Here is a 20,972-nt window from a genome sequence, read left to right as displayed (position 1 = left end):
GGTTAAACGCTGCAAATCAATTTTAATCTTCAGCACAAATTCGACGATAAACTATCGGCGTGGACTCAGGCTCAACCTCACCGAGCGTAACGGCGGCACGTACCGCATCCGCCGCATCTTGCCACTGCGCTTCCGTATTCGCATGGATCACCGCTAACGGCTGTTGTTGATCAACACGGCTTCCCAGACACGTTATCTCATCCAATCCCACGCTGTGATCGATAGTATCGTTTGCCTGACGACGCCCTCCGCCCAATGCCACCACCGCCATTCCCAATGCCCGAGCATCCATCGCCGTAACGATACCGTCGTGCTCGGCAAAAACAGGTTTGCTCAGCGTTGCCGCGGGTAAATAGCGAGTATAGTGCTCAATAAAATCCGTTGGGCCGCACTGCGCCGCGATCATACGTCCAAAAACCTCTGCCGCTTTGCCGTTATCCAATACCGTCTGTAGGCGGTGACGGGCATCAGTGGACGACTCAGCTAACCCTCCAGCCAGGAGCATTTCCTCGCACAACGCCATGGTGACGTGATACAAACGCGGGTTACGATGTTCTCCTGTCAGAAAACGAACGGCCTCACGAACTTCTAACGCGTTGCCCGCACTGGAGGCCAATACCTGATTCATATCCGTCAGTAACGCGCTAGTGCGGCAACCCGCTTTATTAGCCACACCGACAATGGCTTGTGCTAACTGCTCAGATTGCTCATAGGTTGGCATAAACGCGCCAGACCCCACTTTGACATCCATTACCAACGCATCGAGCCCCTCGGCCAACTTTTTCGCCAGAATTGAAGCGGTGATCAACGGGATAGAATCCACCGTTGCCGTAATATCTCGCGTGGCATAAAAACGTTTATCCGCTGGCGCCAGTGAACTGGTCTGCCCGATGATCGCCACCCCGACCTGCTGAATAATGTGACGAAACTCGCTGTCGTTCGGGAAGATATCCAACCCCGGTATTGATTCCAGTTTATCCAGCGTACCGCCAGTATGGCCCAGCCCACGCCCTGAAATCATCGGGACATATCCGCCGCAGGCGGCAACCATCGGCCCCAGCATCAATGACGTCACATCGCCGACGCCCCCGGTTGAGTGTTTATCTACCAGCGGACCATTCAGATTCAACCCTTTCCAATCAAGCACTGTGCCAGAATCACGCATTGCCAGCGTGAGGGCCACACGTTCTTCCATAGACATATCATGAAAGTAAATCGTCATTGCTAATGCAGCAATTTGCCCTTCAGACACCGTGTTATCGCGGATCCCATTGATGAAAAAACGGATTTCTTCGGCACTCAGTACGTTACCATCCCGCTTTTTACGAATAATTTCCTGGATCAGAAACAAGCTGCCTCTCCCGTTTAGCAAACAAAATGATGGATAAACCATGACGCACTAGCGTTTCCATCACGATGTATTAATAGCTGCTCTGCTGCCCCGCTGTCTGCTGGCCTAACACCGTCAGCAGGTTGGCTAACAAGCTGGATGCCCCAAAGCGGAAATGACGCGAATTAACCCAGCCAGGCCCCATGATGTCATCAGCCAATTGCAGATAAATGGCAGCGTCTTCAACATTCCTTACGCCACCAGCGGCCTTGAACCCAACACGCTCGCCCACGCCTTTATCACGAATCACCTGCAACATGATCGCCGCACTTTGCGGCGTGGCATTCACTGACACTTTACCAGTCGAGGTTTTAATAAAATCAGCCCCCGCATCAATCGCGATCTCGCTAGCCTGACGGATCAGCGATGCCTGTTTCAATTCACCGGTTTCAATAATCACCTTCAGCAGAACGTTGGCTGCCTGACATACTGCTTTGCAGGCTTTGACCAATGCAAAACCAGGCTGCGAATCACCCATCATTAACGAACGATAAGGAAATACGACATCCACTTCGTCCGCACCGTAGGCTATCGCCGCTTTGGTTTCCGCTACCGCAATATCAATATCATCATTGCCGTGGGGAAAATTGGTTACTGTGGCAATGCGGATATCGGGCGTTCCCTGCTCACGCAGAATTTTGCGCGCCAGTGGAATGAAACGTGGATAGAGGCAAATCGCCGCCGTTTTCCCCGCCGGGCTTTTAGCCTGATGACATAACGCGATAATCTTGTCATCCGTATCATCGTCGTTAAGGGTGGTTAAATCCATCAACCCCAGCGCACGCTGCGCTGCGGCAGTTAATGTCGTCATACAACACTCCAACTCGTCAGCCGGTTTACGGCAAAAAACATCACCTGATATCGTTGAATACCAGTACGTTTGGCGAGCGGACTTGGTTCCCTGAAGATAGCGCTCTGAGAAAAGTACCTGTCGAGGCCACCGAAATCCCTCTCACCGCAATCAATCTTCCTCTGCGATTTCTTCCGCGATCACTTCAGCGCCGAAAGAAATGATTCAACAAGTTGAACACGCCGCTCCCGGCTATTTTGTGTTTTTCTTCACATTTAATGTAAATCGAATGCAATAGAAAACAATTATATGTGATTTTTGTCACATGTAATTCTATGAATATCCCTGTCGATGAGTTAAGCATAGCGGTTTCTCCCTGATTCAAAGAGAAACCGTATGCAGAGTAGGATAATTATTGACCTGCGGAGAACTGATTGGTCACACGAGGGAAATAAAGGGGAAAAAGCCCTATTTTTCGCCATTATTCTTTTACTGTATGTGAAAGCTAATTACAGTAAGCGCCTCATTAACCGTATTGTTTCCGAAACTGCGATTCACCTATGGCTGAAGATTCAAAAAATCCTTGTTGGTATGTTTACCTCTTGCGTACTCCATCAGGCTCGCTTTATACCGGCATCACGACGGATGTCAGTCGCCGTCTGAATCAACATCAAACGGGAAAAGGGGCAAAATCTCTGCGAGGAAAGGGGGAGTTGACGCTGGTCTTTCAGTGCCCGGTAGGCGATCGCTCAAATGCGCTTAAACTGGAATATCGCATCAAGCAGTTGAACAAAAGCCAAAAAGAAAGGCTGGTGCAGAACCAGCCTGAGACACTCAGTATTGATACGCTATCTGCTGGCACACTCTGCTAACACATCGCGTTAGAAAAAGCGGGTAAACGGCTCGGCATATTCCACCAATCCACTCGCACCGTCGAACCCTTGTTCACCTTCAGCACAATCGTCATCGGCAACATAATTATCCGACAGCGGATAAACCTGAAAGGCCGATTCGCTATCCGGCCAACGACAGTGCAAGTTCTGCTCCGCAGCAAGCGTGAAACCAAAACGAGAGTAGTAAGTCGGATCACCCAGCACGACAACAGCGGTATAGCTAAATTCGTTCAGCGTATCCAACCCTTCGTAAACCAGTTTTTCACCCAGCCCTTGACGCCGCAGGCTTTCGTCGACCGCTAAGGGTGCGAGCGCGACCCATTGCCGATCTTCACCCTCAATAAGCACAGGGCTGAATGCCGCATACCCCACCACGCCACCTTCATCGTCCGTCGCCACAACACCCAGCGTCAATTGTCCATCTTCGCGCAGTTGATGCACCAGGTCAGCCTCGGCCCCCGTCGGGAAAGTACGTCGCAACAGGCTATCAATTCCTGCTGCATCAACGGGTATTTCAACACGGACTAGCATGAGACAGGTGCGTGGTCAGCCGTTTGCCCCACGCCCTCCTGCAAGCCAGCTTCAACAAAATTCGCCAGTTGAACCAAACCGATACGCAACGCTGGCGGCATCGTCTCCAGCTCGATCGCATCCATCAAGTTCTTCACGTATAACCCTAGTTCCGTGTCCCCCTCAATACGGAGACGACGCTGAAAGAACAACGTATCAGGATCCTCCTTACGTGCAGCGATCAGGATGAGATCGTTAGCATCTGCGCTAAAACTGACATCCGGGGTTTCCTGTTGGCTTACGATCAAGCGGTTATCACGTAACGTCATAAACCACTGCAAGCCAACATCACGGACTTCAATTTTTAACCAGCGACCTTCCAGAAAGGCCAAATCGCCATCGTCCAACGCCTGGCGGAACTGCCAGTGCAACATCTGCTCCAGAACCTGGCGCTGCAACGCAAAAGGAGTGAACTTTAAAGGCTTCCCCAACAAACCTGGCCCTTGGCGCACGATCTGCGCCCGTAGTTTTTCCAACACTGGCGTACTCCTCTTAAAGCAAACTGATTCTTTAGACAATCTACAAGCTCAGCCCATCTACACGCATTGTGCCACATCATGTAAAAGCGACAGAGGTCTATATCAATAATGTATCCTGTTCTGCTTCTATTACCAAAGATCTCAATCTGCGGAAACGTGATCCACCGTAGGCCCCGCAGGATGCGAACACAGCGCATATACCACTCAATACATCAGCACATTTTTTCAGCTCCCTGGCAGCATTCACGTTGCACGAGAAGCTCATCACACTGTTTTACTTCCTATGGTGAATCAAAATCATGGTGTTATTGGTTAAAAATATTAACGAATTATTCCTTTATTAATATTGTTCTTCGTTTATTTTTCACTCTCATTTTCGAATTTTCGATTTGATGAATATAGAGAGTCGCTAATCACGTTTATCGCCTCTTAATAACGAGATACTGTCAAAGGAAAAAGGGGATATCTATGTTGAATCAAGGTTGTCGCAGAGAACAAATACTGATGAAAATCAGGAGTAATGGAAAAATGAGAGTCGAAAAAATCGCCTCTGATTTTAATGTTACTACAGCAACCATTCGTTCTGACCTCCGTTTTCTGGAAGCCCAAGGGTTTATTACTCGCTTTCATGGCGGGGCAATAATAAACCCCGTGCTAATGAAGGAAGAAATGACCAGTAGTAAACAACAAAACATTACACAGTTGATTCGCAATTTAACATCAGGCAATGAGGTCACGATGGATAAACAGCATAAAGGGGTCCCTACCGGCAAAGTTTGTGTTTTGGGTTCATTTAATATTGATATTGTCGCACGAGTTAAACGTTTCCCTGAAAAAGGTGAAACCATCGTGGCCATTGAAAATACGCTGGGACCAGGAGGGAAAGGTTGCAATCAGGCATTGGCCGTACACTGCTCCGATGCCCACGTACATTTTGTCGCAAAAGTCGGCACAGACCATTTCAGCCAATATGCCTCCGATCATTTTATTTCATCAGGGTTGACATCTTATACATTATATAAAACAGAAGAACATGGAACCGGAAGTGCTGTCATATTTGTCTCCGAAGAGGATGGTGAAAACGTTATTGCAATATCGCCCGGGGCAAATAAAACCTTAACTGAAAATGAAATAAATGATGCGGCGTCGGAATTAGAAGACTCCAACGTATTATTACTACAGTTAGAAAATAACATTGAAGCTATCGCTCAAATGATGACCTTAGCAAAGGAAAAAGGGTGCAAAATAATCCTTAATCCCGCGCCTTATACCAAAGAAATAAAACCATTCCTGGCAATGGTCGACATTATTACGCCAAATAGAACAGAAGCAACACAACTGTCCGGCATCGACGTCAACGATCTTCCAAGCGCCAAACAGGCAGCCTCCATTATTTCATCATGGGGTATCGATATTGTGATTATCACCATGGGAAGCGAAGGTGTTTTATTACTTCAAAATAATACCTTCACACATATCCCTGCGTACCCGGCAGTGGTCACGGATACCACCGGTGCTGGCGATGCCTTTAATGGCGCCGTCGCCGCAGCGCTGGCAAACGGCAAAGACGTACTCAATGCCGTTAAATATGCGGCCGCTTTCGCTTCTCTGGCCGTTGAACGTGAAGGCGCAGCCAATATGCCAACCCAAGAAGCCGCGTTATATCGCATGGGCGAAATGTAATTTCAACTTTAGCTATCTGACAATAGGAATAAAACAATGATCGATGTTATTTACGATACCGACCCTGGTGTTGATGATGCGGTAGCACTGCATTTTGCACACAAATGCGCTGATATTAATCTGGTGGGTATCACCACCATTTTTGGTAATAACACGCTGGATGTTACAACTCGAAATGCACTTTTCCTGAAAGATAAATTCGGTCTTTCTTGCCCGGTAGTACAAGGCTGTGCAGAACCACTCCTCATTGCAGCCAATGCGCCATCCGTTTTCGCACATGGCAACGATGGCTTGGGTGACTGCTTTGATATCACGCCTCAAAGCAAACCAGAGGAATACCATGCGGCTCAATTTATTATTGATACCGTTCTGGCGCGACCACATCAAATCACCATTATCGCCGTCGGCCCGCTCACGAATCTGGCGCTCGCCTGCAAATTGCGACCGGATATCGCCAGCCTGATTAAACAGGTCGTTATTATGGGAGGAAGCACTTTCCGCAACGGGCATTATGGCAATAAATCACCGGTAGCCGAGGCCAATATTCACCGTGACCCTCATGCCGCACACATCGTTTTCAATAGCCATTTACCACTGACCATGGTCGGACTGGATGTCACCCATGAAGTTCTGCTGGACAATACGCGTTTATCCCGGCTTGAAACAGATGGCGGTGAAAGTGGAAAAATTATGTTCCAGATCACCCGTCATTACGTACGTTACGCCAAAGAACGCTACCAGCTTGATGGCATGCGACCCCATGATTTACAAGCCTTCATGTATGCCATCCACCCCGAGTACTACCAGACTTTGCCCGGAAACACCCAGGTGGTGACGGAAGGCATTGCCATTGGTCAAACGATCCATTATTTCGGTGAGCACAATAACCAGAAAAATGCCTCGATATCAGAAGTTTGTATCGCGGTAGATGCGGAAAAAGTCTCACAGTGTTACTTCGACACCGTTCTCAGGTAATAGGATAAGGAGTCTCTTATGCAGCCTGATAAAACAACGCACACTTCGCTGTTGCGCACCGGCTTACTCCTGCTGTCGACATGTGTCGTCCTGACCGCGATGTACTTCTATTTCGGCAAAACGACCTTCACTTTCGCGTTCTCCGCGCTGGTACTATTTTTAGTTGCCAGAGGTATTGTCGCTGGTTGGTATGCTCAAGCGGTCGTATTGGCTGGCGGGATCGCGTTATTACTTGCCACCATTATCATTTCCCCCGGCGAAGCGATTTCCAAAGCCAACTCTGGCTCATCGTTCTTAAACATCTTTATTGCGATCAAAGAAACGTTTAGTCAACAAGCCGCCGGGCTTGGTTTGACTATCATGGTTATTGCCGGTTTTTCTCGTTATATGAACGAAATTGGCGCATCAGATAAGCTCGTGGCACTCTGCGTGGTTCCGTTGCGCAAAATCAAATCCCGCTATTTATTGCTGGGTCTAAGCTACATGCTTATGCAGATTCTGGCTCTGTTTATTCCCAGTGCATCGGGGCTGGGTTTGCTGATGATGGCAACGATGTATCCGGTGCTGTGTGCGGTCGGCTGTAGTAAAGAATCCGTGGCGGCAATCATTGCCTCTGGCGTATGTATAGATTTCGGCCCAGCGGCATCGAGCATGATCGTCGGTGCGGAAGTTGCTAAAGTCGATCTCTTTGGCTTCTTTGTGTATGAGCAACTGCCAGTGGCCATTTTCCTCATCCCTTTCATTGGCATGATGCATATGTTCGTCTTGCGCTATTGGGATAGAAAATCGGGAACAGCAGGTAACAACAACACGTCAACGCCGCGTACCGAAGACATCGAACAGGGAAAATCAGACATCCCCTTCTACTACGCCTTTTTACCGATGATTCCCATGTTTTTGCTGTTTATTTTCTCCGAATTATCAGAAGGCGTTTTACCTAGTTGGTTGCATTTTCAAGTAGATGTGGTGTCAGCGCTGTTATTCTCCCTTTTCCTGGCACTCTGTTTCGATTTGATAAAAACAAAAGATTTACGCGCATCCTTAAGCAAACTTGCCGTTATGTTTGACCAAATGGGAAAAGCATTTATTAGCATTGTGTCAATTATTCTCTGTGCCCAAGTATTGGCTCACGGGATGATGAAAATTGGCGTCATTAACCTGCTGTTCAGTATGGTTCCAACCGGAAATCACACCATGATTCTTACTGCGGTGATTTTCAGCGTATTGATTTTCCTCGGTTCGGTACTCATGGGGACCGGCACCACCTTCAACGCATTTGCTTCAGTTGCTGGTGAAGTCGCCCGTGTAGCCGGTATTCCTGTCGCCAAGGTTTTGATTCCAATGCAGTTCGCCAGTGGCTTTGGGCGTACGCTGTCCCCTATTGCCGGTATCGTGATTGCCGTTGCTGGTATGGTGGGCATCAGCCCGACAGAGATTGTAAAACGCAATATCATTCAGGTTGTTTCGGCGTTCGTGCTTTCTATTATTCTTAGCTTAATTATCACCTAACATACGCAGTAAAACGACATTCTCACAGGGATCGTGAGAATTCAAACTCTCTCCCAACGTGAATATCATCGTCACCCTACCATTCCATTAAACAATTAACTGTCTTACATCAAATCACGGCGGCAGTGGGTTAATTAAGATTCCCTATCGTTAAAAAGAGTCATTAACTGATAAAAATCATTGATCGTCTCGGATCGTTTCCCTTTCCGGCGCTGAGATTAATGAAGGAAATGATATGGAACTGCTTTGCCCCGCCGGTAACCTCCCGGCACTGAAAGCCGCTATTGATAATGGCGCAGATGCGGTCTACATCGGGCTCAAAGATGACACCAATGCGCGTCACTTCGCCGGACTTAACTTTACCGACAAAAAGCTACAAGAAGCGCGTGAATACGTACATCGTCATCACCGCAAACTCCACATCGCGATTAATACTTTTGCTCATCCTGATGGTTATCAACGTTGGCAACGCGCCGTGGATATGGCGGCACAAATTGGTGCCGATGTCCTGATCCTTGCCGACCTCGCCATGCTCGACTATGCCGCAGAACGCTATCCCAATATTGAGCGTCATGTTTCTGTGCAAGCCTCAGCCACCAATACGGAAGCCATTAACTTTTATCAGCGCCACTTTGACGTTTCTCGCGTGGTATTACCACGCGTGCTTTCTATCCACCAGGTAAAACAACTGGCACGAACAACAACAGTCCCTTTGGAAGTCTTTGCATTCGGAAGCCTCTGCATCATGGCTGAAGGTCGCTGCTACCTTTCATCCTATCTGACAGGCGAATCACCCAATACGGTAGGCGCCTGTTCGCCAGCGCGTTTCGTCCGCTGGCAAGATACCGAGCAAGGGATGGAGTCACGGTTGAATAATGTGTTAATCGATCGCTACCAGGAAAATGAAAACGCGGGTTACCCCACCTTATGTAAAGGGCGCTATCTGGTTGATGGTCATCGCTATCATGCGCTGGAAGAGCCAACCAGCCTCAATACGCTGTCGCTTTTGCCTGAATTACTGGCCGCCAATATTGCCTCGGTGAAAATAGAAGGACGTCAGCGCAGCCCGGCTTACGTGAGTCAAATTACCCGAGTCTGGCGTCAGGCCATTGACCATTGCCGAACCAACCCAGACACATTCAGCCCCACTCAAGAATGGATGGACACGCTGGGTGCCGTAGCGGAAGGCACGCAAACGACATTAGGTGCCTACCACCGGAAATGGCAGTAGAAGGAGAAACGATGAAATACGCATTAGGTGCCATCCTCTACTATTGGCCAAAACAAGAGGTAGAAACCTTTTATCAGGCAGCAATAGAGAGCAGCGCTGATATCATTTACCTCGGTGAAACGGTGTGCAGTAAACGCCGCCTGATGAAGGTCAGTGACTGGCTGGATCTCGCCAGACAAATTGCCGCCCACGGCAAGCAAGTGGTGATATCCACACTGGCGTTGCTTCAGGCCCCCTCCGAATTAAATGAATTGAAACGTTATGTTGAAAACGGGGAGTTCCTGTTGGAGGCAAACGATCTTGGTGCCGTCAATATGGCCGCCGAACGTCAACTTCCTTTCGTCGCTGGGCATGCGTTGAATTGCTATAACGCCTATACGCTACGATTGCTGCACAAACAAGGGATGGTGCGTTGGTGCATGCCCGTAGAGCTCTCACGTGACTGGTTATACAACTTGCTGAATCAATGTGATGAACTGGGGTTTCGCCACCAGTTTGAAGTCGAAGTGCTGAGCTATGGTCATCTGCCATTAGCGTATTCAGCCCGCTGTTTTACCGCTCGTTCAGAAAACCGGGCAAAAGACGAATGCGAAACCTGTTGCCTGAATTATCCCCAAGGGCGGAAAGTATTATCTCAGGAGAATCAGCAGGTTTTTGTCCTCAACGGCATCCAAACGCAAAGCGGTTATTGTTACAACCTGGGTAATGAATTGGCCTCCATGCGGGATTTGGTGGATATCGTCCGCCTCTCCCCAGAAGGCATTGATACGCTGGGTATGCTGGATAAATTCCGTGCCAATGAGCAGGGGCAATCCCCTCTGGCGCTAACAAATCAAGCGGATTGTAATGGCTATTGGAGGCGTGTCGCAGGACTGGAATTAGTTCAATAGCCGATAACAACGATTCTTCTCCAAACAGGCAGACAGACTTTTGTGTTCTGCCCGTTTTGCTTTTCTTAAAATGATGTAATCGTGCGGGGTGGTATAATAGCGGTAGGCACTCTCATCATTGGCTGGCATGATATTTTTGCCTGTCAAACAACAAAGTGAGCGACGTTATGTCCCTATCCCCCCGTTCAGTGGCTTTTTCCGTTCTTGACCTTGCTCCTATTCCCCAAGGCTCCAGCCCGCGTAACGCCTTCCACCATTCGCTGGATCTGGCGCAACACGCTGAACGCTTGGGCTATCATCGTTATTGGCTGGCGGAACACCACAATATGACAGGTATCGCCAGCGCGGCAACCTCCGTCCTGATCGGTTACCTTGCAGCAGGCACACAACACATTCGTCTCGGTTCAGGCGGTATTATGCTACCGAACCATGCGCCACTGGTTATTGCTGAGCAGTTTGGCACGCTAGAATCACTCTACCCCGGCCGCATCGATCTTGGTTTGGGAAGAGCACCGGGCACCGATCAACGAACGATGATGGCGTTACGGCGTCATTTGAACGCGGATATCGATGATTTCCCTCGGGATGTACAGGAATTACAACGTTACTTCGCAGATGCCCAACCAGGACAGACCGTTCAGGCGGTACCAGGTCAAGGGTTACAGGTTCCTATCTGGCTATTAGGTTCAAGCTTATACAGCGCACAGTTGGCCGCCGCGCTCGGGCTTCCTTTCGCGTTTGCCGCACATTTTGCACCGGATATGCTGCTACAGGCACTGAACGTGTATCGCGAGTCGTTTAAACCTTCCGAGACTCACCCAAACCCCTACACCATGGTTTGTGTCAACGTGGTTGCCGCTGATAGCGATCGTGATGCTCAGTTCCTCTTTACCTCGATGCAACAGCAGTTTCTCAATCTGCGCCGTGGCGTACCCGGCCCGCTTCCTGCACCAATAGAAGATATGGATACGGTTTGGTCACCAGCGGAACAATTTGGCGTTGAACAGGCATTACGCCTGTCTATCGTTGGCGATCAGGCAAAAGTCAGACATGGTTTGCAGAGTTTATTACGTGAAACATGGGTGGATGAAGTGATGATCAACGGTCAGATCTTTGATCATCAGGCACGCTTACGCTCTTTTGAAATCGCTATGAGTGTGCAGCAGGACGTATTGAATTAATCGCTCAGGCATACAAAACGAACGATCCAAAGAGGGGATGCCGACGCATCCCCTTTCCTTTTGCGGCTATCGCGTTATCTCTGGCAGACTATCAAAGGTCTTAAGCCCTTTTTTATCATACGGGTTACCAATCCAACGTTCCGTCTCTTTAAAATCTGGATTAACCAGACTTTTTGATGGTTCATAAAAATCGTAGCTTAATCCAGCTAAATCAGACCACGTATGAATCAGGTGAGCACTGCTGTATTTACGCGTCAAATAAGATGAGTAGTCAGACGGGTGGTTTTTTCGCCATTCGGGTGACATCCAAATCATAAAAGGCACCGTATACATAGCACGAGTGGGGGCCGCCTCATTACGACCTAAAATATCATGTGGTGGTGTTTCATAAACATCCTCGCCATGATCGGAAAAATAAAGCAAAAATCCGTTTGGTTTATTTTTTGCAAAAAGCGTAATCAGACTGTCGATGATATAGTCGTTATAGCCTTCTGCATTATCGTAATGGTTATAAACCTCAGCGTCCTGATCGCTTAATGTCGCGGGTAGATCCGTACGATCTTGAAATTTATCGAACGATTCAGGGTAGCGATATTTATAATTCATATGCGTACCCAGTAAATGAACAACGATAAATTTTTTCGGCGCTGGGTCAGCCATCACCTCCTCAAAGGGCGGTAAGACAACATCGTCGTACTGTCTGGCACTCTGCGTCCGCTGATTATTCAAATAGAACTGTTTATCCGTCTGTTTTGAGAAAACCGTTAGCATCGTATTACGTTTGGTCATCGTTTGTTGATTCGTGATCCAAAACGTTTTGTAGCCTGCTTGCTTCATCAAATTCATCAATGACGGTTTGGTTAGGTACAAGTCCGGGTTTTGCTCATCGGCAAACGTTAATGCCTGTTGCAAAATTTCTATCGTATACGGTCGTGATGTCACCACATCATTGAATACCACGAGGTTCGGATCGGTTTTGCTTAATGCATCGAGCCTTGGCGTAGTCTGACGCGAATAACCATATAGACTCATACGGCTACTCGTCGTAGATTCACCGATAACCAGCACCAACGTGCGAGGAGTATCACCATTAGCATCTTTCAGATTAGTCAAAGGCGGCAACGCAGCATTTTGCTGCAACATGCCTTCCATGCTGCCCAACTGTTGCCGATATTCAAGATAGCTACTCAGAAATTGCCAGGGAGCGGTTGTCCCCATACGTCCCGCCAGATAGCCAACCGTATCCTCCGCCGACAGCTTACTCAGGATCATTTTTTTATAGATCGGTACACCGAAGAGAACGGTAAATACTAACAACGACGCTATCGCCTTATACCGTGTTATCAGATAAACCGGACGCAGTTTTTTCCATAGTAAAATAGCCACGAACGTGTAAACCAACAGGATTCCCACGATCTTCAAACTAAAATACTGGCTTAAATACTCGCTCGCTTCCGTCGTATTTGACTCAAACATGACAAACAAAACGCTTTGCGAGAATTCTTGTTTATAAATGGAATAGTAGCCAAGCGCTGTTGCCGATGAAATCCACAAAACAAAGCCCAAAACGCCAGCGATGACTCGTGTTTTTCCGGGGAAAAGTAAAACGGGAATCAGCCACAGTAGGCTATAAATTAAAGCGTCACGTAATCCGTTCGCACCACTGTGGCCGGACAATAAAATTAATAGTTGTAATGTGCAGGAAAAATACCAGAAAAACACCAATAACCAGCCCAACCCTTTCCAGTCGGGTTTTCTTTCCCTAAAAATCTCTGACATTTATTTCAATCCAGGGTGAATTATTTTAATTAAGTCGTTTAAAACAACATCGAGTTACGCCTTCATGGAGTATCTTTTTTAATATGCTCGTCCTCTGCCAAGTTCAGCTGTACTGGCCGCTCGTCGTCTTGTCACTGACTAAGTCAAAATCTTGGATTCCCGCGACGACGACCTTCCTGCTATTCAACATTATTGGGATTGGGTATACCTCAATAGCCGGTAAAAGCCATGATGCCCTGATGTTAAATGACTATTAAAAAACAAAAGTCTTAAGAGAAACTTAATTTTGGGGAATTAAGCGGTGAGCTTTTATCAAAAAAAAAGCGACCCTCAAGAGGGTCGCTTTATATCAGAAAAAATCAGACGTCTAAATACCCGTAAAAAGATATTTTATTACCTGGTGTTACAGAAGCATTAAGCGTCTGCTGGACGACGGCGTGGCGCACGTGGCGCAGCGTCACGGTTAAATGTACGTTCACGACGTTCGCCATTTTGCCCTTCACGGCGCTCACCGCTGTAAGAACGACGAGGACCACCATCACGACCCGGCGCACCACCAGGACGTCCGCCACGGCGTTCATGTGGCTGAGCATCACCCAATAACTGCATATTCATTGGCTTGTTCAAAATACGCGTGCGGGTGAAGTGTGATAACAAATCGCCTGGCATGCCTTTTGGCAACTCAATGGTAGAGTGAGAGGCAAACAGCTTAATGTTGCCAATATAGCGGCTGCTGATGTCGCCTTCGTTAGCAATAGCACCAACGATATGACGAACTTCAACACCATCATCACGGCCAACTTCAATCCGATATAATTCCATATCGCCGGCATCACGACGCTCACGGCGAGGCGGACGATCGCCATCACGGCTGTCGCGAGAATCGCGGCAACGATCGCCACGTGCATCATCACGATCGCGGAATTCACGACGTGGACGACGATCGAACACCGGGTCTGGAGGCAGAATCAGAGGACGTTCCCCCTGTGCCATTTTCAGCAAAGCCGCAGCCAGCGTTTCAATATCCAATTCTTCCTGTGGCTGTAACTTTGTCAGTAGCGCACGGTACATATCCAGATCGCTGCTTTCCAGTTGCTGCTGAACCTTAGCCGCAAATCTGGTCAGACGACGCTGGCCCAGCAGTTCGGCATTAGGCAATTCCACTTCTGGAATCGTCAATTTCATGGTGCGTTCAACGTTACGCAACAAACGGCGTTCACGGTTTTCCACAAACAACAGCGCACGACCAGCACGACCAGCACGGCCGGTACGACCAATGCGGTGAACGTAAGACTCAGCATCCATCGGAATGTCATAGTTGACCACCAGACTAATGCGCTCAACGTCTAGCCCACGAGCGGCAACATCAGTGGCAATCAGGATATCCAGACGACCGTCTTTCAGACGTTCTAGCGTTTGCTCACGCAATGCCTGATTCATATCGCCATTCAGTGCAGCACTGTTGTAACCGCTGCGCTCCAGCGCTTCAGCCACTTCCAACGTCGCATTCTTGGTACGGACGAAAATAATCGCCGCATCAAAATCTTCCGCTTCCAGAAAACGTACTAACGCTTCGTTTTTACGCATGCCATGCACCGTCCAGTAGCTCTGGCTGATGTCAGGACGCGTCGTTACGCTGGACTGAATGCGAACTTCCTGTGGATCTTGCATGAAACGACGCGTAATACGGCGAATCGCTTCTGGCATCGTTGCAGAAAACAATGCTGTCTGATGCTGAGCTGGGATCTGCGCCATGATGTTTTCCACATCTTCAATAAAGCCCATGCGTAACATTTCATCGGCTTCATCCAGAACCAGGCCGCTCAGGTTAGACAGATCCAGCGTCCCTCGTTTTAAGTGGTCCAACAGACGACCTGGCGTACCCACAACGATTTGCGCACCCTGGCGCAAAGCACGCAACTGAACGTCATAACGTTGTCCGCCATACAGGGCAACAACATTCACGCCATGCATGTGCTTGGCAAAATCATTACAGGCTTCTGCAACCTGAACCGCCAGTTCACGGGTTGGCGCTAACACCAACATCTGCGGCGCTTTTAACTCAGGTTTTAAATTATTAAGTAATGGCAGAGCAAATGCTGCCGTCTTGCCGCTACCGGTCTGTGCCATACCCAGCACATCACGACCGTTCAGCAAGTGAGGAATACATTCCGCCTGAATCGGCGAGGGTTTTTCGTAGCCCAGATCGGTCAGGGCATTAATAATCGGAGCAGACAGCCCCAAATCAGCAAAAGAATTAGATACATCAGTCATGTACACGTGCCTCATTAACTATGGCGGCCAGTCTACATAACTCGTCGAGAAAATTTTCAGTCATTTTCATTGAAAAGTGTGAACCGGCTCAAATTGGATTAAAAAGCGAACAAAAAAGCCCTCACCCGCCAAGGTGATAACCGTAGTCTTTTAAGGCTGATAATATTGTTCGTCAGCTATTGCTGGTCCGATCCTGATAGGTCGTCTTGCTCTTGGCCTAGTAGCGCCAATTCCAACAATGCATAGCGGTGCTCAACAAAATTATGAACATTGTTAGCAACCGTCAGCTTGAACAGCGCCAAAGCGGTGTTCTTGTCCCCCAGACTTAGGTAGTGCTTACCTAAATAGAAGTCAGTTTCACTGAGATGCTCAGCGAGCGAAGTGTTATCCGTAGCTTCTTCCTGCAGACGCTGCATCAGTGTTTTTTCACTGATACTGCCCAGGTAGAATTCGACAATTTTCCATCCCCATGGCCCTTTCTGCGCTTCGTTATAACGTTTACTTAACGCTACTTTAGCTGTCTCTGGATTGATTTCTCGCTCCACAAGATACAGCCATAACGAACGGAAAGGATCATTCGGATCGTCTCGATAAAACGCCAGCAGATCATCCTGCGCTAACAGGTAACGACCGCCATAATACAAAGCGATGCCCCGGTTCAAACGCGCGTAATTGTAAGTTGGATCAAGCTCTAGTACAGAATCAAACGCTTCATAGGCAGCATCAAAATTGCCTGCCTGCGTTAAATAAATACCCAGATAGTTAAAAACTTCTGGCATATCAGGGCGGATCGTTAGCGCTTGTGAAAAATCATTTCGCGCTAATGCTCGCAACCCCAAGCTATCATACAGCACTCCGCGCTCATATAATAGCTGCGCTCGCTCATCATCGGTTAATGCCCGGCTTGCAAAGATCTGCTCCATACGCGCCAGAATGACTTCCTGCTGCAAAGTAGGCTGTAACGGAATCGCCAATACTGCATCTTTGCGCCAATCCGTGTTGCTGCATCCTGCCAGCATAAGTGCTGTTGCAACATAACACCCGCGCAAGAAAGGCTTCATTTCCCACTCCCGAAGACAAACATTGGATGAACATCCTGTCCCGGACTACTCAACATAAGGATATCCTTATCCTTATGATACACACAACACACTCTCGTTAAGGTAACCGGTTCAGTGTTGCACAGCGAGTAACATTATTCTTCCTCAGAAGACGGTGCAGCCGCTTCCTGAGATTGAGCATTGGCTTCCTTAATGCTCAAACGTACGCGTCCCTGACGATCAACTTCCAGAACCTTGACCGGTACTTCCTGGCCCATTTGCAGATAGTCAGTCACTTTCTCAACACGCTTATCGGCGATCTGAGAAATATGCACCAAGCCTTCTTTTCCACCGCCGATGGCGACAAAAGCACCGAAGTCAACGATGCGGGTAACTTTACCCTGATACACGCGGCCAACTTCGATTTCAGCTGTAATCTCTTCAATACGACGAATAGCGTGTTTCGCTTTTTCTCCGTCAGTTGAAGCGATCTTCACAGTACCATCGTCTTCAATTTCAATGGTGGTGCCCGTTTCTTCCGTCAGCGCACGAATCACAGAGCCACCTTTACCGATGACATCTTTGATCTTATCAGTGCTGATCTTGATCGTGTGAATACGTGGTGCAAATTCAGAGATATCGCCACGCGGCGTGCTGATAGCCTGTTCCATCACGCCCAGAATGTGCAAACGCGCACCTTTGGCCTGATTCAACGCAACCTGCATGATCTCACGGGTAATCCCTTCGATCTTGATATCCATCTGTAGCGCAGTGATACCTTCACGGCTACCAGCAACTTTAAAGTCCATATCGCCCAAGTGATCTTCATCACCCAGGATATCGGACAATACAACAAAGTTGTCGCCTTCTTTCACCAGACCCATCGCGATACCTGCAACCGCTGATTTGATCGGCACGCCCGCATCCATCAGTGCCAGAGAAGCACCACAGACAGACGCCATAGAAGAAGAACCATTAGATTCTGTGATTTCAGAAACGACACGCACGGTATACGGGAACTCACTGGCCTTCGGCATTACAGCCAACACGCCACGTTTCGCCAGACGACCATGACCAATTTCACGACGTTTAGGCGAACCCACCATACCTGTCTCACCAACAGAATACGGAGGGAAGTTATAGTGCAGCAGGAAGCGATCGGTGCGCTCACCGGTCAACTCATCAATAGTTTGTGCATCACGCTCAGTACCCAACGTTGCGGTTACCAACGCCTGCGTTTCACCACGAGTGAAAAGCGCGGAACCGTGAGTACGCGGCAATACGCCAGTGCGTACGTCCAAGCCACGGATCATGTCTTTCTCACGACCATCAATACGTGGTTCACCAGCCAGAACGCGACTACGTACAACATTTTTCTCAATGGCATGCAGAATTTCGCCCAATTCACCGTCGTCCAACGGTTCACCTTCAGGTTGCTCTGACTGCAATGCAGCGATAGTTTCAGCTTTAATCACATCGATCTGTGCATAACGCTGTTGCTTATCGGTAATACGATAAGCATCGCTTAAACGAGATTCAGCCAGCGCTGCAACACGTGCATTCAATGCATCATTCGCGGCCTCTGGTTGCCAATCCCAACGAGGTTTACCTGCTTCTTTTACCAGTTCATTAATGTTCTGAATAATAACCTGCTGTTGCTCATGGCCAAATACGACCGCTCCCAGCATTTGATCTTCGCTTAACAGATCTGCTTCGGATTCCACCATCAGAACGGCACCTTCGGTACCAGCAACAACCAAATCCAGACGGCTTTCTTTCAGTTCATCAATCGTCGGGTTCAGCACGTATTGGTCATTCAGATAGCCGACGCGAGCTGCACCAATTGGACCATTGAATGGAATACCGGACAAACTCAGCGCGGCAGAAGCACCAATCATCGCAACGATATCAGGGTTAACTTGTGGGTTAACAGAAACCACTGTCGCAATCACCTGGACTTCGTTTACAAATCCTTCAGGGAACAGCGGACGAACCGGACGGTCAATCAGACGAGCGATCAGTGTTTCACCTTCACTCGGGCGACCTTCACGGCGGAAGAAACCACCAGGGATACGACCAGCAGCGTAAGTACGCTCCTGATAGTTAACGGTTAACGGGAAAAAATCCTGGCCTGGTTTAGCTTTTTTAGCACCAACGACAGTCACAAATACTGCCGTATCATCCATGCTAACCATCACTGCGGCGGTAGCCTGGCGTGCCATCATACCAGTTTCTAACGTAACGGTATGTTGACCATATTGGAACTGACGAACGATCGGATTCAGCAAAATAATATCCTTAACGGGGGTATACCATCCTTACTCTGGATAGGCATACCGATGAACACTCGACCTTTGCATCACATCCTCACGACTAATGACAACCTTTACCCTGCCCATGCAGATAAAGCCTCTCATTAGCCGCGCGAACCTCTGTAACGAAAGATCATAATTAAAACAGCAATACATTACTCTGTTTTCTAAACGCTTCCTAGAAGAAAGGGGCCAAAATAGGCCCCTTCCCACTGAAACTCTGAAGACTTAGCGACGCAGACCCAGACGTTCAATCAGGCTGGTGTAACGTGCCACATCTTTACGCTTCAGGTAGTCCAGCAGCTTACGACGCTGAGAAACCATACGCAGCAGACCACGACGGCTGTGGTGATCTTTTTTGTGCTCGGCAAAGTGGCCTTGCAAGTGGTTGATCTGTGCAGTCAACAAGGCAACCTGAACTTCGGTAGAACCGCTGTCGTTCGTGCCACGACCAAATTCCGCTACGATTTTAGCTTTAGCTTCAACACTTAGAGACATAGTCATACTCCAAACATTATAGATAAAAAAACAGGCGCCGATCTCTAATTCAGCCACCCAATAGTTAAGCCGCGCTATTCTACTCTCAGCACCTCACGATAGCAAGGCGGCAACGAGCGCGCTTACATCGGAAATTCAACAACCAAACGCCGTGGTGCCACACGTCCGTCATTATCGATTTCGCCCATGCCGATAAATTTGCGTTCATCACCTTCGGTGATGCGCGCCATACCATTTGACGGTGCTCCTGCAACCTGAACGGGTTGCCCTAGCTTGAGATAGCCTGCCACGACGGGCGTTAAATTTACTTCGGGGAAACCGATTACCGGGCTTTCCATCGGCATAAGCAATGGATCCAGACTGAGTGCCGGAGGGCACTCCTCCGCTTGGGCCTGCTCAACCAACGCAGAGAGTTGCTCCAGCGTCACCATTTTTTCCGTGGCGTACGTCGCAACCTGCAAACGGCGCAAATAAACCACATGCGCACCACAACCCAGCTTTTCGCCCAAATCGTCAATAATAGTGCGGATGTATGTCCCTTTTGAACAGTGAATCTCCAGTTCCAGCTCATCCCCTTCCCAGCGAATAAACAGCAGTTCGTAAACGGTGATTTCACGCGCTTCACGCGGAACCGTCACTCCTTGACGGGCATACTCATACAGTTTTCGCCCCTGATATTTCAGCGCGGAGTACATAGAGGGCACTTGCTGCGTAGTACCGCGAAAACTCTCCAATGCCAGTTCCAACTCGGTAGCAGAAAAAACAATCGCACGCTCTTCAATCACATTACCATCTGCATCCGACGTATCAGTGCGTTGCCCAAGGCGGGCAATAACGCGGTAACGTTTATCGGTATCAAGTAAGTACTGGGAAAATTTCGTCGCTTCTCCGAGACAAATCGGCAACATTCCTGTCGCCAGTGGATCCAATGCGCCCGTATGACCAGCTCTATTGGCGTTATAGATCCGTTTTACCTTCTGTAAAACATCATTAGATGACATACCCTGCGGTTTATCTAACAGCAATACACCGTGTACATCACGGCCACGGCGACGAGGACGACTCATTAATCCTCCTGCTCTTCGCCCGTAGAAGAACGACGTTCTACATCATTTCTGACAACGTTAGTAACCAGATTGGACATTCTCATCCCTTCGACCAGTGAATTGTCGTAAGAGAACGTTAACTCCGGGACAACTCGCAGGCGCATTGCTTTACCCAACAGCATACGGATAAAACCAGATGCATCTTGCAGCGCTTTCACTGCCGTCTTCACCTGTTCTGGATCATTATCATTTAGAAATGTCACAAACACTTTCGCATAGGCCAGATCGCGAGAAACCTCCACGCCAGAAACGGTCGCCATACCAATTCGCGGATCTTTCACTTCACGTTGAATAATAATGGCGATTTCTTTTTGCATTTCCTGCGCAACGCGCTGGGTGCGACTGAATTCTTTTGCCATATTAAATCCTCAA

General features: G+C 48.5%; 19 protein-coding genes. 7 read left to right on the top strand and 12 right to left on the bottom strand.

Going from position 1 to position 20,972, the window contains the following annotated elements; all coding sequences use genetic code 11:
- Window positions 1–22: 22 nt before the first annotated feature.
- Window positions 23–1,351: a thymidine phosphorylase gene (deoA, locus tag ACKPVM_RS15240; RefSeq protein ID WP_409310302.1), complete on the bottom strand. Its 1,329-nt coding sequence runs from the start codon at window positions 1,349–1,351 to the stop codon at window positions 23–25.
- A gap of 70 nt (window positions 1,352–1,421) precedes the next feature.
- Window positions 1,422–2,201, bottom strand: coding sequence for a deoxyribose-phosphate aldolase (gene deoC / locus ACKPVM_RS15235; protein WP_409310300.1), 780 nt, complete (start codon window positions 2,199–2,201; stop codon window positions 1,422–1,424).
- A gap of 539 nt (window positions 2,202–2,740) precedes the next feature.
- On the opposite strand from deoC, the gene ACKPVM_RS15230 reads away from it, so the two are divergent.
- Entirely contained in the window at window positions 2,741–3,052 is a 312-nt protein-coding gene (locus ACKPVM_RS15230; protein WP_409310298.1) for a GIY-YIG nuclease family protein, read from the top strand.
- 9 nt (window positions 3,053–3,061) lie between these two features.
- On the opposite strand, the gene ACKPVM_RS15225 is transcribed toward ACKPVM_RS15230, so the two are convergent.
- Both ACKPVM_RS15225 and ubiT read right to left on the bottom strand, forming a co-directional pair.
- A complete protein-coding gene (locus tag ACKPVM_RS15225) occupies window positions 3,062–3,604 on the bottom strand; it encodes a GNAT family N-acetyltransferase (RefSeq protein ID WP_409310296.1) in 543 nt (180 codons plus the stop codon).
- Window positions 3,598–4,122, bottom strand: a complete 525-nt coding sequence (gene ubiT, locus ACKPVM_RS15220; RefSeq protein WP_409310294.1) for a ubiquinone anaerobic biosynthesis accessory factor UbiT — start codon at window positions 4,120–4,122, stop codon at window positions 3,598–3,600. Before ubiT ends, ACKPVM_RS15225 begins: the two co-directional genes overlap by 7 nt.
- Window positions 4,123–4,590: 468 nt before the next feature.
- On the opposite strand from ubiT, the gene ACKPVM_RS15215 reads away from it, so the two are divergent.
- The 6 genes from ACKPVM_RS15215 (at window position 4,591) to ACKPVM_RS15190 (ending at window position 11,591) form a co-directional block, all read left to right on the top strand.
- Window positions 4,591–5,805: a PfkB family carbohydrate kinase gene (locus tag ACKPVM_RS15215; protein ID WP_409310292.1), complete on the top strand. Its 1,215-nt coding sequence runs from the start codon at window positions 4,591–4,593 to the stop codon at window positions 5,803–5,805.
- 36 nt (window positions 5,806–5,841) lie between these two features.
- Window positions 5,842–6,780 (top strand): nucleoside hydrolase, encoded by a 939-nt coding sequence (locus tag ACKPVM_RS15210; protein WP_409310291.1) that lies wholly within the window; start codon window positions 5,842–5,844, stop codon window positions 6,778–6,780.
- 18 nt (window positions 6,781–6,798) lie between these two features.
- Window positions 6,799–8,289: a C4-dicarboxylate transporter DcuC gene (gene dcuC / locus ACKPVM_RS15205; protein ID WP_409310289.1), complete on the top strand. Its 1,491-nt coding sequence runs from the start codon at window positions 6,799–6,801 to the stop codon at window positions 8,287–8,289.
- A gap of 235 nt (window positions 8,290–8,524) precedes the next feature.
- The gene (gene ubiU / locus ACKPVM_RS15200; RefSeq protein ID WP_409310287.1) at window positions 8,525–9,520 is read left to right on the top strand and encodes a ubiquinone anaerobic biosynthesis protein UbiU; all 996 of its coding nucleotides are present in this window, start codon (window positions 8,525–8,527) and stop codon (window positions 9,518–9,520) included.
- A gap of 11 nt (window positions 9,521–9,531) precedes the next feature.
- Window positions 9,532–10,410, top strand: a complete 879-nt coding sequence (locus ACKPVM_RS15195; protein ID WP_409310285.1) for a U32 family peptidase — start codon at window positions 9,532–9,534, stop codon at window positions 10,408–10,410.
- 167 nt (window positions 10,411–10,577) lie between these two features.
- Window positions 10,578–11,591: a luciferase-like monooxygenase gene (locus ACKPVM_RS15190; protein WP_409310283.1), complete on the top strand. Its 1,014-nt coding sequence runs from the start codon at window positions 10,578–10,580 to the stop codon at window positions 11,589–11,591.
- A 66-nt stretch (window positions 11,592–11,657) separates the two neighbouring features.
- On the opposite strand, the gene ACKPVM_RS15185 is transcribed toward ACKPVM_RS15190, so the two are convergent.
- The 8 genes from ACKPVM_RS15185 to rbfA form a co-directional block, all read right to left on the bottom strand.
- Window positions 11,658–13,370 carry a phosphoethanolamine transferase CptA gene (locus ACKPVM_RS15185; protein WP_409310282.1) on the bottom strand — a complete coding sequence of 571 codons (1,713 nt, stop codon included), beginning with the start codon at window positions 13,368–13,370 and terminating at the stop codon, window positions 11,658–11,660.
- 414 nt (window positions 13,371–13,784) lie between these two features.
- Window positions 13,785–15,644, bottom strand: a complete 1,860-nt coding sequence (locus ACKPVM_RS15180; RefSeq protein ID WP_409310280.1) for a DEAD/DEAH family ATP-dependent RNA helicase — start codon at window positions 15,642–15,644, stop codon at window positions 13,785–13,787.
- Entirely contained in the window at window positions 15,637–15,708 is a 72-nt protein-coding gene (yrbN, locus tag ACKPVM_RS15175; RefSeq protein ID WP_409310404.1) for a protein YrbN, read from the bottom strand. The genes ACKPVM_RS15180 and yrbN overlap by 8 nt, the downstream gene beginning before the upstream one ends.
- Window positions 15,709–15,820: 112 nt before the next feature.
- On the bottom strand, window positions 15,821–16,705 hold the full coding sequence (nlpI, locus tag ACKPVM_RS15170; RefSeq protein WP_409310278.1) for a lipoprotein NlpI: 885 nt from the start codon (window positions 16,703–16,705) through the stop codon (window positions 15,821–15,823).
- 134 nt (window positions 16,706–16,839) lie between these two features.
- A complete protein-coding gene (pnp, locus tag ACKPVM_RS15165) occupies window positions 16,840–18,972 on the bottom strand; it encodes a polyribonucleotide nucleotidyltransferase (RefSeq protein ID WP_409310276.1) in 2,133 nt (710 codons plus the stop codon).
- A gap of 252 nt (window positions 18,973–19,224) precedes the next feature.
- Window positions 19,225–19,494, bottom strand: coding sequence for a 30S ribosomal protein S15 (gene rpsO / locus ACKPVM_RS15160; protein WP_009114440.1), 270 nt, complete (start codon window positions 19,492–19,494; stop codon window positions 19,225–19,227).
- Window positions 19,495–19,616: 122 nt separating this feature from the next.
- Complete coding sequence (gene truB, locus ACKPVM_RS15155) at window positions 19,617–20,561, bottom strand: tRNA pseudouridine(55) synthase TruB (protein ID WP_409310274.1); 945 nt, start codon at window positions 20,559–20,561, stop codon at window positions 19,617–19,619.
- Window positions 20,561–20,959, bottom strand: a complete 399-nt coding sequence (rbfA, locus tag ACKPVM_RS15150; protein ID WP_409310272.1) for a 30S ribosome-binding factor RbfA — start codon at window positions 20,957–20,959, stop codon at window positions 20,561–20,563. Before rbfA ends, truB begins: the two co-directional genes overlap by 1 nt.
- Between the last annotated feature and the right edge of the window lie 13 nt (window positions 20,960–20,972).

It is taken from the genome of Pectobacterium hainanensis, assembly GCF_046237015.1.
Taxonomy (GTDB): Bacteria; Pseudomonadota; Gammaproteobacteria; order Enterobacterales; family Enterobacteriaceae; genus JBJYIN01.
The sequence above is the reverse complement of the archived record's forward strand: the minus strand, read 5'-3'. Positions and strand labels throughout refer to the sequence as shown.

Excerpts from the sequence above, each read along its gene's own strand:
- truB (WP_409310274.1), bottom strand. The coding sequence starts at position 20,561 with ATGAGTCGTCCTCGTCGCCGTGGCCGTGATGTACACGGTGTATTGCTG.
- ubiU (WP_409310287.1), top strand. The coding sequence starts at position 8,525 with ATGGAACTGCTTTGCCCCGCCGGTAACCTCCCGGCACTGAAAGCCGCT.
- ACKPVM_RS15195 (WP_409310285.1), top strand. The coding sequence starts at position 9,532 with ATGAAATACGCATTAGGTGCCATCCTCTACTATTGGCCAAAACAAGAG.
- ACKPVM_RS15190 (WP_409310283.1), top strand. The coding sequence starts at position 10,578 with ATGTCCCTATCCCCCCGTTCAGTGGCTTTTTCCGTTCTTGACCTTGCT.
- nlpI (WP_409310278.1), bottom strand. The coding sequence starts at position 16,705 with ATGAAGCCTTTCTTGCGCGGGTGTTATGTTGCAACAGCACTTATGCTG.
- ACKPVM_RS15230 (WP_409310298.1), top strand. The coding sequence starts at position 2,741 with ATGGCTGAAGATTCAAAAAATCCTTGTTGGTATGTTTACCTCTTGCGT.
- ACKPVM_RS15225 (WP_409310296.1), bottom strand. The coding sequence starts at position 3,604 with ATGCTAGTCCGTGTTGAAATACCCGTTGATGCAGCAGGAATTGATAGC.
- rbfA (WP_409310272.1), bottom strand. The coding sequence starts at position 20,959 with ATGGCAAAAGAATTCAGTCGCACCCAGCGCGTTGCGCAGGAAATGCAA.
- rpsO (WP_009114440.1), bottom strand. The coding sequence starts at position 19,494 with ATGTCTCTAAGTGTTGAAGCTAAAGCTAAAATCGTAGCGGAATTTGGT.
- ACKPVM_RS15185 (WP_409310282.1), bottom strand. The coding sequence starts at position 13,370 with ATGTCAGAGATTTTTAGGGAAAGAAAACCCGACTGGAAAGGGTTGGGC.
- dcuC (WP_409310289.1), top strand. The coding sequence starts at position 6,799 with ATGCAGCCTGATAAAACAACGCACACTTCGCTGTTGCGCACCGGCTTA.
- deoC (WP_409310300.1), bottom strand. The coding sequence starts at position 2,201 with ATGACGACATTAACTGCCGCAGCGCAGCGTGCGCTGGGGTTGATGGAT.
- ACKPVM_RS15180 (WP_409310280.1), bottom strand. The coding sequence starts at position 15,644 with ATGACTGATGTATCTAATTCTTTTGCTGATTTGGGGCTGTCTGCTCCG.
- ACKPVM_RS15210 (WP_409310291.1), top strand. The coding sequence starts at position 5,842 with ATGATCGATGTTATTTACGATACCGACCCTGGTGTTGATGATGCGGTA.
- ACKPVM_RS15215 (WP_409310292.1), top strand. The coding sequence starts at position 4,591 with ATGTTGAATCAAGGTTGTCGCAGAGAACAAATACTGATGAAAATCAGG.